Origin of the sequence: Streptococcus sp. 27098_8_99 (assembly GCF_041431935.1) — a bacterium.
Taxonomy (GTDB): domain Bacteria; phylum Bacillota; class Bacilli; order Lactobacillales; family Streptococcaceae; genus Streptococcus; species Streptococcus parasanguinis_D.
The window spans coordinates 33,102-46,484 of the sequence record NZ_JAPVYQ010000005.1 but is presented as its reverse complement, the minus strand read 5'-3'; the positions used below and the strand labels follow the sequence as shown (position 1 = coordinate 46,484).

At 43.2% G+C, this 13,383-nt stretch carries 13 protein-coding genes and 1 pseudogene; all 14 read right to left on the bottom strand.

All coding sequences use genetic code 11. The features are described 5' to 3' along the window. Positions 1 to 82: 82 nt before the first annotated feature. The 14 genes and pseudogenes from O3605_RS04070 to O3605_RS04005 all read right to left on the bottom strand — a co-directional run bounded on the left by O3605_RS04070 (position 83) and on the right by O3605_RS04005 (position 13,341). Complete coding sequence (locus O3605_RS04070; protein WP_156671601.1) at positions 83 to 781, bottom strand: N-acetylmannosamine-6-phosphate 2-epimerase; 699 nt, start codon at positions 779 to 781, stop codon at positions 83 to 85. A gap of 169 nt (positions 782 to 950) precedes the next feature. Continuing rightward, positions 951 to 1,337, bottom strand: coding sequence for an ABC transporter permease (locus O3605_RS04065; protein WP_156671600.1), 387 nt, complete (start codon positions 1,335 to 1,337; stop codon positions 951 to 953). 249 nt (positions 1,338 to 1,586) lie between these two features. Then, complete coding sequence (locus O3605_RS04060; RefSeq protein ID WP_371585301.1) at positions 1,587 to 2,489, bottom strand: helix-turn-helix domain-containing protein; 903 nt, start codon at positions 2,487 to 2,489, stop codon at positions 1,587 to 1,589. Positions 2,490 to 2,568: 79 nt separating this feature from the next. Continuing rightward, positions 2,569 to 2,686, bottom strand: a pseudogene (locus O3605_RS04055) (alcohol dehydrogenase); the annotation flags it as partial. Between the two features lie 207 nt (positions 2,687 to 2,893). Then, positions 2,894 to 3,217, bottom strand: coding sequence for a hypothetical protein (locus tag O3605_RS04050; RefSeq protein ID WP_003009394.1), 324 nt, complete (start codon positions 3,215 to 3,217; stop codon positions 2,894 to 2,896). Beyond that, complete coding sequence (locus tag O3605_RS04045) at positions 3,217 to 3,522, bottom strand: hypothetical protein (RefSeq protein WP_049498136.1); 306 nt, start codon at positions 3,520 to 3,522, stop codon at positions 3,217 to 3,219. The genes O3605_RS04050 and O3605_RS04045 overlap by 1 nt, the downstream gene beginning before the upstream one ends. Positions 3,523 to 3,535: 13 nt before the next feature. Beyond that, the gene (locus O3605_RS04040; RefSeq protein WP_014712637.1) at positions 3,536 to 4,117 is read right to left on the bottom strand and encodes a hypothetical protein; all 582 of its coding nucleotides are present in this window, start codon (positions 4,115 to 4,117) and stop codon (positions 3,536 to 3,538) included. A gap of 313 nt (positions 4,118 to 4,430) precedes the next feature. Continuing rightward, complete coding sequence (adhE, locus tag O3605_RS04035; RefSeq protein WP_070505206.1) at positions 4,431 to 7,082, bottom strand: bifunctional acetaldehyde-CoA/alcohol dehydrogenase; 2,652 nt, start codon at positions 7,080 to 7,082, stop codon at positions 4,431 to 4,433. 402 nt (positions 7,083 to 7,484) lie between these two features. Then, positions 7,485 to 9,287 (bottom strand): acyltransferase family protein, encoded by a 1,803-nt coding sequence (locus O3605_RS04030; RefSeq protein ID WP_049498137.1) that lies wholly within the window; start codon positions 9,285 to 9,287, stop codon positions 7,485 to 7,487. Next, complete coding sequence (locus tag O3605_RS04025; protein WP_031572807.1) at positions 9,277 to 9,681, bottom strand: MORN repeat-containing protein; 405 nt, start codon at positions 9,679 to 9,681, stop codon at positions 9,277 to 9,279. Before O3605_RS04025 ends, O3605_RS04030 begins: the two co-directional genes overlap by 11 nt. Before the next feature lie 28 nt (positions 9,682 to 9,709). Next, a complete protein-coding gene (locus O3605_RS04020; protein WP_371585300.1) occupies positions 9,710 to 10,135 on the bottom strand; it encodes a low molecular weight protein-tyrosine-phosphatase in 426 nt (141 codons plus the stop codon). A gap of 173 nt (positions 10,136 to 10,308) precedes the next feature. Next, positions 10,309 to 10,875: a nucleotidyltransferase family protein gene (locus O3605_RS04015; protein ID WP_070505202.1), complete on the bottom strand. Its 567-nt coding sequence runs from the start codon at positions 10,873 to 10,875 to the stop codon at positions 10,309 to 10,311. A 6-nt stretch (positions 10,876 to 10,881) separates the two neighbouring features. Further along, positions 10,882 to 11,880 (bottom strand): Holliday junction branch migration DNA helicase RuvB, encoded by a 999-nt coding sequence (gene ruvB / locus O3605_RS04010; RefSeq protein WP_371585299.1) that lies wholly within the window; start codon positions 11,878 to 11,880, stop codon positions 10,882 to 10,884. Positions 11,881 to 12,300: 420 nt separating this feature from the next. Beyond that, complete coding sequence (locus O3605_RS04005) at positions 12,301 to 13,341, bottom strand: aldose epimerase family protein (RefSeq protein ID WP_049498212.1); 1,041 nt, start codon at positions 13,339 to 13,341, stop codon at positions 12,301 to 12,303. Positions 13,342 to 13,383: the final 42 nt, after the last annotated feature.

Below are 13,383 nucleotides of genomic sequence, written 5' to 3'. Positions count from 1 at the left end.
AGGACGCCTATTCTTGTTCTTGTTTCAGATTCGACTACTCTCTATTCGGTCTCCTCCTCCTTCAATCTACTGTTTTGTTTTCTCAATTTAAGGCCGCGACGAAGCGCTCTGTAATCTCTTTTGGTCGGGTAATGGCGCCACCTACGACGATACCACGAACACCGAGATCATGGATTTTCTTGGCCTGATCAGGGTAGTGGATCTTGCCTTCTGCGATGACATCTACTCCTGCTTGGCAGAGACGATGAATCAGTTCAAAATCTGGACCATCAACCTTTGGACTGTAGTCCGTATAGCCCGAAAGGGTCGTTCCGACAAAGTCCACTCCCGCTTCGACAGCTGTCAATCCTTCTTCCAGAGTAGAGATATCAGCCATCAAGAGTTGGTCAGGATATTTCTCTTTGACTTGATGGATAAAGTCACTAATCGAAAGCCCATCATGACGCGGACGTTTGGTACAATCAAGCGCAATGACCGCGATATCCAAAGCTGCCAACTCATCGACTTCTTTCATAGTAGCCGTGATAAAGGGTTCTTCAGGTGGGTAATCGCGTTTGATAATCCCAATGATCGGTAACTTGGTCACTTCCTTGATTTCCTTGATATCCCGGACACTATTGGCTCGGATTCCGACAGCTCCACCCTGCTCAGCCGCTTTGACCAAGAGAGGAATGACTCCTCCTGCTTCTGTATAGAGCGGTTCATGAGGGAGGGCTTGACAAGAAACAATGATGCCATCTTTGATTTGTTCAATCAGTTCATCTTTTGTAATCTTTGACATAACTCCTTCTCCTTTGATAATAAGGCAACTCGAGTACTTGTAAAATGATTATAATCTATTTTTGAAGCGCTTACAATGTTAATCGTGCAATTGGATTATAGTTTCACATTTTAGAAAAAATAAAAAGATCCCTGAAACTAGTTTCAGAGATCTAGGACATGATGATTCCCTAGGCCATCTTTTGAGTCGCTTTTTCCTTTACGACAAATACAAAGCCGATAGAGCCCACGACGGCTCCAAGCAAGATCCAATAGACCATATCCGATGAAGCAATTGGTCCTGCCAAGAGACCTGCTAGTAAAAAGAGATCGATATACAGTCGGGTATCGCGATAGAAGGTCCAATTGAAATGGTAGCTACCTTCTGGATACTGACGTGTCGATACAGGTGGTTGAAAGACCTGAAGAAGGATCAAAATCCCAACAAAAGCAAGATAAGCTAGGCTAACTACCGAAAGCGGAGCCTGCATCGTCAAAGCTACAGCTGCTAAAAGCAAGACCAAGATCCAGAAATGGAAGTCCATCCAGAATTCATGATGATAACGAAACCGTTTCATAAGATCACACCTTTCTGTTATGTAATCGTTTTCTGCACTTATATTATAAGACTATAATAGGTTATTTACAAGAAATATGAAGTGAAAATTATAATTTATACATGATAACTTCATCCATCAAATCTGAAAAAATCATCCTCCTGTAATAGTTATAATTATCTTCCCTACCTAATTATTATTCCCACTTCATCTTCAATAACAATGGTATCACTTTAAAAATAAAATGGACATGACATAAATGTCACATCCTCATTTTTTAAAATGTTTTTCCATTTCTTTTTTTATTTTATTTTCAAGATCAAATTCGCCAAATGAATGAGCGCAAACCATTGCTTGGTGATAAAATACTTTTGCCTTTTCTATGTCTTTTTCCACGTAGAATGCATAGGTTCCTTTCATCATATCTATACCCGGCTTTTGTTGAAAATATTGAGTTTCTTGTACCAATTTATCCAATTCATCTATATATGGACCCAACTGTTCATAATCTTCATCTTGATATAAGATAGAAGTCATCGCTATCAAATTTCTGGTTATTAAATATAGGCTCGTTTTATCAGATGAATTTTTGGTAGCAATCATTTTATCAACTAAAACCATAGCATCTCTTTTATCCTTGGCTCTCGCGAGACATTTGAACAAAAATAATTTGATGATTAATAGATCATTTTGAGAAAATTCTTTTTTAGTCATCAATTGCCCAAAATATTCCTCAATCAAATTTTCTCCATATTCAGCTTTCTCAGTTGAAAAAACATTTAACGCTGCATCTACAGCTTCAATAGCAACTTGTTCCTCTTCTGGTAAATCTTCAAAATACGATTCGTAAATCTCATCAAAATAAGATTCCTTTAGTCTTATCCGTTCTTCATCCCCATATGTCATAAAATGAGTAACTAGAAATTTCAATTCTAGATATCTACGAGGCAATACCGCTTTTTCATGATCTACAATATTCGACACTGGAATACCCAACATATTCGCAATATATTCTAATTTTTTTAAGCTAGGCAAAGACTCTCCCTTTTCAATACGTACTAACTGACGAACTGTTAATTCACTTTCATCATTACAAAGTACTTCTCTCGTCATCCCCTTTTCTTCTCTTAATCGTCTTAGTTTTTTCCCAATTTCACTTTTTATATCTCTCATCTCTTAATCCTCTGAAAAAGGGCTAGAAGTTACCTCCCAGCCCTACTAAAAAAACTATGAACAAACATTAGTTGCCACTTCATTCACTGATATCATTTTCGATAATGACCTTGAGTGCATGGCTTTCACCTACATGTTTAAAGACATCATAGGCTTTTTTTAACTTCTGAGAGTTTGAAGTAGTGGGTGATGAGCTTGATCCAGCAGTTGCAGATTGCCTGCAGATACATAGGTTGCAGCTTTCATAAGCGACTCCTTTTTGTTGGTTTGATAAAACCATGTTCTGTATATTTCTTTGTGATATTATAACATATAGAGTAAGCGTTTACAATGGTTCGAAGCATATTTTAAAAAGTTTTTTGAGCAAACAAAAACATTCCTCTTATCTCTACCAGAGGAATGTTTCAATCACCTTGTTCTAATTGTTGACGTTGCTTGTAGTACTCTTGCTGTTCGCGCTCACGCTCTTCTTCTAAGCGCTCTTCATAGCGCTTGAGTTCTGCCTCAAACTCTTCTTGCAAGGCAAATAAACGCTCCAAGCCACTTTGGGCCTCCGCACTTGGCGCTTGAAAATGCAGAGCACTTAGCCAGTCCACTAAATTTTCTGTATGTTGGCGGACATCCATACGCATATCCGCATAATCCCACTCCAACTCGCTCAGTTTCTGGTTGAAGCGGTAATGTCGATCTTCTAGTTGTTCTAATTCACTATTTCCTGAATGGTACATCACATACCTCCCTTAATCGGACTCAATAAAATCGGCTTCTTCACTGATTTCAGTGCTATTTCTACCGCGTCCGCTGCTCCTCCTGTAAATCCATCTTTCAAATCACTAACCAGGGTCGTTGTAGCAAAAGAGCGCATCTTTTCGGATTGACCGCCCAAGGTTACCTGCAAACTCATCCCTTCCAACATCATCAAGGCTTTTTGCGTTGCAATCAAACTTCGGATCGCAATCCGCTCTTGCTCCTTTTTAATCTCTCGATGGAGCTCCTCAATTCGTTCTCTGTCCTCTCCCAGGATCTCTAACATTTTTTTCTCCTACTTATGAAAAATCAAAGGCCGTCGCTTGTCCCTTGTCCAAGTCCACCAATTGAGCTGATGCAGCCTCCAACTGACCCGCCAAATCTGACAAGCGAGTAGAGTAGGCCTTTGCTTGGGCGAGGTTCTCCGCCTCTACTGCTTGGTCCCAACAAGTATCCATGGAGAACTCCCCTAATAGTTGCTCCACTTCTGCGTCTGTTAAAAATTGAGCCATACTGTGGGCCATTTGAGACACCTCAGCGACTTTATGGGAAACCATCTCCTTGGCCTCTTCCAGTTTATCCTTGACCTCTGCCTCAAAGACAGTGGCTTGCGCTGAAGCATTCTGTGCTACTGCCAGCACCAATTCCTCCCGCAATTGAATAGTCTGGGTCCCAGATGCTCCTGCCAGTTGCTGATGGAGACTAGAAATACTAGACGAATGCCCACTACTTTGACCAGGCCTTTCCTGCCCATACATGGAGACCACCGAAGCAGATGATGGCTGATTTTCTGAAGTGGAAGTTCCCTGATCTCGTTGGGGCATGTCAATAATTTTCTGTGCCTGATCTTGTCTTCCTTGCACTTCACCTTCTAACTCCATATGAGATGGCCTCCTTTCTAAGTTCCTTATTATTTGTTTCCTATAACTGAAAAGCTATCATAACCCTTCAACTACAAGCAGATTCACACATTATAGGGTAACATAAATTAGCTCGCAATGCTATAAAAATAGCACAGATTTTTGAAAAAAGTCTAATTTTCTATGAAAGAAAGAGAATTCCAACTCTAAATCGCCAAGATAAAGTCGATTTTACAATTTCCATAGTCAGCATAAAATTTGAAAATACCATCAAAAATCCCCCCACTCGAAAGAGTAGGGGGTAGCTGATAAACATCAGTTGTTCTCTAGTGTCTTATTTACGACGTCCTGGACGTTCTTTGTAACCATAGTATGCATCTTCGATGATTTCTTGCATGTGGTCTACCATTGGAAGACGTGGGTTAGCTGGTGAACATTGATCTTCGTAAGCAAGGAAGGCCAATTCACGAGAATGTTTCTTCCATTCTTTTTCATCGATGCCTTGTGCTTTGAAGTTCATTTCGATACCTACGCGTTCACCGAGTTCGTATACAGCTTTTGCGTAAGCTTCAACGGCTTCTTCTGGAGTAGAGCATGGAAGTCCTAGCATACGAGCGATATCTTGGTATTTTTCATCTGCACGGTAGTAGTTGTACTTAGGCCATGTAGCTGTCTTGGCTGGGCGTGTACCGTTGTAGCGGATAACGTATGGAAGCAAGATGGCATTGGTCCGTCCGTGGATGGTGTGGAATTGCGCACCGATCTTGTGGGCCATGGAGTGAGAAATACCGAGGAAGGCATTGGCGAAGGCCATACCTGCGATGGTTGACGCATTGTGCATCTTTTCACGTGAATGGAAGTCCGCATTCTTCACTGAGCTTTCCAAGTTTTCAAAGACAAGTTTAATAGCTTGAAGAGCAAGACCATCAGTGTAGTCACTTGCCATTTGTGATACGTAAGCTTCAGTCGCGTGCGTCAAAACGTCCATACCAGTGTCTGCTGCAACAGATCCAGGAACTGTCAATACCAAGGCAGGGTCTACGATGGCAACAGTTGGTGTCAATGAGTAGTCAGCGATTGGGTATTTACGGTTGTTTTCTTTATCAGAGATAACGGCAAATGGGGTTACTTCAGATCCTGTACCAGATGTAGTTGGGATCGCAATAAATTTGGTCTTCTTACCAAGCAATGGGAACTTGAAGGCACGTTTACGGATATCCATGAATTTTTGAACCAAGTCACGGAAGTCCACTTCTGGTTGTTCGTAGAAGAGCCACATTACTTTAGCCGCATCCATTGGAGATCCACCACCGAGAGCGACGATGGTATCTGGTTTAAAGGCACGCATGATCTCAGTACCACGTTCAACGGTTGTGATATCTGGATCTGGTTCTACGTCTGCAAAGATTTGGTAAACCACCTTGTTGCGACGAAGGTCAAGCTGTTCGATGATACGATCAAGGAAACCAAGCTCTACCATAGCGTGGTCTGTAACGATCATGACACGTTCAACGTCACGACATTTTTGTAGGTATTCAATTGAATCACGTTCAAAGTATGTTTTTGAAGGAAGTTTCATCCATTGCATGTTATTTCTCCGGCGTCCGACTTTTTTGATATTCAAGAGGTTGATGGCACTAACGTTGTCCCCAACAGAGTTGCGTCCGTAAGAACCACATCCAAGTGTCAATGATGGCAAGAAGGCATTGTAAACATCCCCGATACCACCGAAAGTCGAAGGAGAGTTGCAGATAACACGAATAGCTTTGACTGCTTTACCAAATTCTTTGGTCAATTCTTCATCAGCAGTATGGATGGCTGCTGAGTGACCAAGACCGTTGAATTCAACCATTTGGCGAGCTTTGTTAATTCCGTCTTCACGGCTTTCAGATTTCAAAACAGCGATGACTGGTGACAATTTTTCACGAGTCAACGGTTCTTTTTCGCCAACTTCTTTACATTCTGCCGCAAGGATATTGGTTCCTTCCGGTACAGAGAAGCCAGCTTGTTCAGCGATCCATGCTGCTGGTTTCCCAACGATGTCCGCATTCAATTTCGCACCTGCACAGTTCTTGCTGTTGGCTTTTACGCCGAAGCAGAACTCTTCAAGAAGGGCTTTTTCTTTTTTGTTGACAAAGTAAGTGTGGTAAGATTTGAATTCTTCAACAAACTCATCGTAGATTTCTTTATCGATGATGACCGCTTGTTCAGACGCACAGACCATTCCGTTGTCAAATGATTTAGACATGACGATATCGTGTGCTGCTTGGCGGATGTTAGCTGATTTTTCAACATAAGCAGGTACGTTTCCGGCACCTACCCCAAGAGCTGGTTTCCCACATGAGTATGCCGCTTTAACCATGGCATTCCCACCGGTCGCAAGGATCGTAGCAACTCCTTCATGGTTCATAAGGGCACTGGTTGCTTCCATAGAAGGTTGGGTAATCCATTGCACACAGTTCTCAGGTGCTCCAGCTGCAATTGCCGCATCGCGTACGATTTGTGCCGCATGAGCAGATGATTCTTGAGCAGATGGGTGGAAGGCAAAGACGATAGGGTTCCGTGTCTTCAAGGAAATCAATGCTTTAAAGATTGCTGTTGAAGTAGGGTTGGTTGTAGGTGTGATCCCGCAGACAACACCGACTGGCTCAGCAATCAAAGTTAAACCAGTGACGTCATCTTCTGAAATGACACCAACTGTTTTGGTGTGACGCATGTTATTTACTACGTGTTCACAAGCGAACAAGTTCTTAGTCGCCTTGTCTTCAAAGACACCACGACCAGTTTCTTCATAAGCATGAAGAGCGAGCTCACCGTGTGCGTCAAGAGCAGCCACAGATGCTTTCGCTACAATGTAGTCCACTTGCTCCTGGTTCAATTTGCGCATCTCTTCAAGCGCCACAAGCGCTTTTTGCACCAACTCGTCTACATGCTTTTCAGCAGCGAGTTTCTTTTCTTCAGGTGAGAGAGTTTTTTTATCAGCCATTTGATGCTTTCCTCCAATGTTTGAAACCCTTATCCTTTTCTAGAACTTTTTCATGTTTTCGGAAATTTTCAAGAATAGTGTAAGAAATTTCGATTTGTTAATTATTTCACAATATAATTGTACTCTATTTTGAGATTTTTGTAAACACTTCCAAGCAACTTTCACAAAGATTTTTTTGAAGTTTGTGAAAATTTTATCAATCCTATTGCTGTGAAAGCAATTATCTAGCAAAATTGTGAAAAAATAATTAAAAAAATTTTTTCTTCACAAAGTGATATTTTCAATTGATTTTTGTAAGCGTTTTCTTAATCTTACTAAAAAAAGCAGCTTTTTACAAGTAAAAAGTTGCTTTTTGTTTTATTTTGTTAGGATTTGTTTTGTTTCAGTTTCAGAGAAGCATTTTTACTTCTTAACTGGACCTTTTTCAGCCTTGTCAAGAGCTTCTTTGACTGTTTGAGCATAGAGTTCTCCACCATTGGTTTCCATATTGAAGTGAACAGAGTCTGTTCCCACCCAAATATTTGGATTTTCAATTGCTACTTGGTACCAGTCCGCAATGGTGATATAGTCGTATTTCTTAGCTAGTTCCAACTCATAAAGTCGGGTTTGAACCGATTCACTGGACTGATCGTTGGCATATCGACCATCATATGGTGTCACAAGGATCAAGCGACGGCCTTTTGGAAGTTTTTCAACGTACTGATCCAGCAACTCTTTGTAGTTGCTCACGGTATTAGTTCCTAGAGCAATGACTACATTTTTTAGGAGAACTTTATTGGAGATATCGGTCTCAAAGACCTTCATTCCATTTTCCAACTGACGGCTCACCACTGCATCGATCTGGATGCCCGGGATCGCTTTGGTTAGGTAGTCCTGCGCTCGCAAGTTAACCGAATCACCAATCATGGTCACACCATTTGAGACGTTATAGTCTGTTGCAGTTGCATTGTCCACCTGCGTCCGTGTAACCTGCATTTTGCTGTCTGCTTGATTGAGCCCACTCACCACCAAACTCTCATCAAAAGCTCCGACGGTTGGTGCAAAGGCGGAGATTCCGACCATCAAGAGAGCCAGTGGAATCATGAGGTAAAAGATCGGCTTGGTCAAAAAACTGAGATCCATCTTCATACCAAAGACCCGAGGTTCCTTGCCTGCAATGGTTGGCTCCAAAATATAGAAGGACAGAGCCGTTAGAATCAAGGAAACGATCGTCGTCACAAGGGCTGCCATCATATTTCCCAAATGTTGAGAGAAGATGATAAAGAAAGGCCAGTGGAAAAGATAGACACCATAACTGGTATCTGCCAAGAAATTGAGGATGGCTGGTTCTTTTTTATCTGGCGTCTTCTCATGGAGAATGCGGGCCGACAGAATCATGGCACAAGCTGCGATTGTCGCTGCTAAAAAGCCAAACAGATAGGTCCACAAGCTATCAAATGGCAAGAAAAGACTGAGCACAAACAAGAAGGCAAAGCTTCCACCCAAGACCGATAAGGTCTTTTTCATGCTCCAAGACTGCACCAGCTTTGTAAAGTTCGGGCTGACATTGGCAATCCCTGTCACCGTTGCTAGGCATGATCCTGCAAAGAAGGGGAAGATGTGAGTGAAGCTAGAAAAATAGATGGTAGAGAAATTGGCTGTCAGAAAGGCACGGATGAACATGGACAAGAAGGGGAAGAGAAAGAGCCCGCTGGATGCCAGGAAGAGCATACCTCGGTATTTCCCAACCGTCTTAGCCCGCTTAGCCAAGAACCATGCCAAAAGTGCCCAGAGCACATAGTAATGCACTTCTAGGGCCAAACTCCAGGTATGAAGGAAGAGATGTGGAATGAAGTTACTTTCGTAACTACCACCCGTTGCCATCTCAAAGAAATTGGTCACAAAACCGAAGACCGCCGCAATCTGAGTCCCAATACCAGCCACGTAGTCCCGTTGGACCATAAAGGTAAAGGGCATCACGACCAAGACCATAAAGACAAGGGGTGGTACGATCCGGTAAAAGCGCCGTTTCAAGAATGCCAGGTAGTCGATTCCTTGCTTGCGCGCAAATTCATCGATCAAGAGCGCTGTAATCAAAAATCCTGAGAAGGTGAAGAAAATATCTACCCCAATGAAGCCTCCAGGAAAGGCTTTTTGGAAGAAATGGTAAAGCAATACCAATAAGAGTCCTGTAACACGGACTAGTGAAAACCATTTAATGCGCATTTTGATAAATCCCCTGCTTGAATGTTCCTTTGTATACGACGTTGGCTTCTGTGGTTAAGGTGCCTTTGCCCTCCGGCTGGCCGTTAACAAACTGCCCTTCATAGGTCCAACCATCCTTGGACTTAAACTTACCATAGCCGCTAAAAGAGCCGTTGACGAGGTTACCTGTATAGGTATCCCCATTTTTAAAGGTGACGGTTCCCTTGCCATTCATCTTGCCACGGACCAAACTTCCGTCGTAACGGATCGCCCCCTTATCCAAGGTCAAGACGCCCTGACCTGGAATGGCTGAAAGGAAAACCAGCAAAGCAGATAGAACAATCACGACTAATGCTGCTATTTCTAAATTTTTTCGCGTCAGATAGACCTTATAAGTCTCATAAAATTCTTTCATATTCTGTATTCTCTCACATATCAAACTCTTAAGAAGTTGCTAACTGATCTAACCAATCCTTACAGCCGCTCAGGACTCTGGAATAGGTTTCCTCAAAATCACCGGTATACCACGGATCTGGCACACTTTCTGTAGCAAAAAGATGAATCTTGTGCTCTGTCCCTGCAGGAGCCATTTGCTTTAGATCTGCTACATTGTTTTCGTCCATCCCTAGGATCAAATCAAAGTTGTAAAAATCCTCTTCCTTGATCTGTAAGGAAGTCTTGGCTGGATCATACGGGACCTGGTGTTGTTGAAAGATTTTCTGGGTTCCCCGATGGATGGGATTGCCATGTTCCCAGCTAGAAGTGGCCCGACTTTCAATCTCATACTGATCCGTCAAGTCCTTCATGACAAACTCCGCCATGGGGCTCCGACAAATATTTCCTAAGCAGACAAAGACGATTTTTTTCATGATTCCACCTAACTCCTTGTTCGGACTGCCCAACCTAGCTGAGCTCTTGGCTTTCCACTATGGAAAACCAGCATACTATTACTATTATAACAAAAATGTGACAGAAAGATGACAAAGTGGCTCCATCATTTTAAAGAAAAATCAGATTCCTTTTTCAAATCTGATCTGTTTCTCTATTTTGGAAAACGAACCTCTAATGGAGGCCATTTACTCTGCCAATTTTTCTTTTTCATACGCTCTGTATAAACCGCTAAACGCTCTGGACTGGCTAAAAAATGCGGAGTTGGCTGAACAATAAAGTCTTCGATATCCCTTGTCCCATAAGGGAGAAAGAGCTCTAGCTGACCATCTTTCCTTAAGCGAACCGCAAGAGCCGTACACTGCTCGGGGTATTTAGAAACCGCGTCACAAGCACTGCGATAAGGAGCCGTCCCAGGACTATGCTGGTGCATATAGACTTGATTTTTGACTTCCCAAGCGTACTGAGGATAGGTCTTCTTTAATTCCTGCTCGATCTGCAGAGTCTCCTTATAGCTGATCGTAGGGTCATAAAAGACCAGATCCATATCGGTTGTCGCGTCAAACCCTGGTTTTCCAGAGAGCTGGTTCCAGATGAAATTGCGCACCGCGCCCGCCGCTAACCAGGCATCTGCCAAGTCTAGATCTCGAATAATGGCCAAGACAGTCATCATCTCCGGATCCGCTTTGATCTGTTCTACTAATGTTTCTTCCGTCAGCATCTTCTTCTAGTCTCCATTGTAGGGATAACCCAGGTGTTCATAAGCCTTGCGGGTCGCCACGCGCCCTGTCCGAGTCCGCATGATAAAGCCTTTTTGAATCAAGTAAGGCTCATACATATCTTCTACGGTCTCCCTCTCTTCGGCAATATTGACCGATAGAGTCCCAAGCCCGACCGGGCCACCGCCGTACATTTCAATCATGGTGCGCAGGATCTTTTGATCGACATAGTCCAGTCCTTCATGGTCCACATCTAGCATAGAGAGGGCCTTGTCGGTAATGGTATCGTCAATCAAGCCATCGCCCATAATCTGAGCAAAATCGCGCACCCGCTTCAGCAATCGGTTGGCAATCCGAGGAGTCCCACGACTACGAAGAGAAAGCTCTTCGGCAGCCTCGTGGGTAATTTCCATCTCAAAGATCTCGGCGGTCCGCTCGACAATCTCTGTCAAATCATCTTGTTCATAGTATTCCATGTGCCCCGTAATTCCAAAGCGAGCACGCAAGGGATTGGACAGCATACCCGCTCGAGTCGTCGCCCCAATCAGAGTGAAAGGAGGAAGGTGCAGATGGACACTCCGGCTGCTCTCCCCAGCGCCAATCATAATGTCGATGTAAAAATCTTCCATGGCACTGTAAAGCACTTCTTCGACTGACATAGGAAGACGGTGGATCTCATCGATAAAGAGGACATCCCCCGGTTCTAGATCATTGAGGATAGCTACCAAGTCACCGGCCTTTTCAATGACAGGACCAGAAGTCTGCTTGAGATTGACGCCCAGTTCATTAGCGATGACAAAGGCCATGGTGGTTTTCCCAAGCCCCGGAGGGCCAAAAAGAAGGACATGATCCAGCGCCTCATCCCGAAGCTTAGCCGCCTCAATAAAGATTTTCAGCTGGTCCTTGACCTTATCTTGACCGATATATTCATGTAAATATTGCGGGCGCAACGTCCGTTCAACGGCCTCTTCATCGCCCATGATTTCATTGTCTAAAATTCTACTCATACAGTCTATTATAGCAAAAAATGATACCTTCGGTACCATAAATAGAATGTGTTTTTTAAAGATCGTAGTTCTCACTAGCGTTCGAACTGCGTCAACATACCTAAACTCACTAACGTTTGCTAAGAAATAAGGAACGTAGTTTTCACTCCGCTCAAACTGCATCAATGTACCTAAGCTCACTAACGTTCGCTAAGGTACATAGAAAAAAGCCACCGGTTTTGGTGGCTCTTATAGGGAGATTATTATGAAAAAGTTTTAGGAGTTTTATCATTCAAAGTTAGGAGGTCTTTGATGATGGTATTAGTATACGATAGGAAGCTTAAACTTTCCTTATAGTTTTTCTAAAAAATTTTTTTCGAGAAAAAGAGGAGGTCTCAAGCAAGGATTTCACATCCTTGTTTGGCCACTCCCCTTTCCTCCTTATTTCTTAGCGATGGCATGGTAGCTAGTCTTGCTGGTGAAGACTTGACCTGCTCTCAAGATGACCTTTTCAGCTTGGTCACTGTGAATGGCGTCTGGCACTGTTTGGAATTCTAGAGCCAAGCCATTGTGCTGAACCATTGGTTGGCCTTGCAGATGAACAGTTTCGTCTACGAAATTGGCTGAATAAACTACCAAGGCTGGGGCTTCTGACTTAAAGGTCAAAAAACGTCCAGATGGCTGATGGTAAAGAAAGCCGGCATTTTCATGCCCTTCTGGAAGAGCAAATGGATGGTCTAATCCTTCTACCAGACGGATTTGCGGATCAGAGTCCTTAAAAAGATCCTCCAAGAGCATTGCTTGGTAGAGATGCTGGACAACAGGACTTTCTCTATCCACGGTCTGAAGAGGAACACCGTCTGGATGGATAGGGTAAAGCCCTTGATGGTTGATCTGAAAGACATGGTCATTGATCGGCTGGGTGAAGTTGCCTGATAGGTTGAAATAGCTGTGGTTGGTCGGGTTGACCAAGGTATCTTGATCCGTTTCTACCCGATAGGCAATCTCAAGTTCACCATCTTCCGTCAAACCATAGGTTACCCAGACCTTGAGATTTCCAGGGAAACCACCGGTTCCATCTGCACGTTCTGTGTATAGGGTAATTTCCTGATCCGTTACCGACTCCACGCTAAACAAAGCGCTGTCCCAGCCTGTTGATCCACTGTGGTTGCAGTTAGCACCGTTATTAGCTTCCAAATGATAGGTCTCTCCATTGAGTTCAAAACTTGCCCCTGCAATCCGGCCTGCTACCGGGCCAATACTAGCCCCATATTTAGGGCTATTGCCCACATAGTCCTCAAAGCGATCAAAGCCTAGAATAATATTCGTAAACTGGTCTTCTTTATCCGGTGTCACATATTCTAAGATCGTCGCCCCATAGGTCATGACAGATAATTGGTAGCCCTTGTCATTTTCGAGGCGATAAGCCCGAACCTCTTGATTCTGCCATTCTCCAAACACGCTTTCTTGATACTGTTTCACAAACCTTCTCCTCTCACTGTTTTTCTCCATTGTATCAGTTTC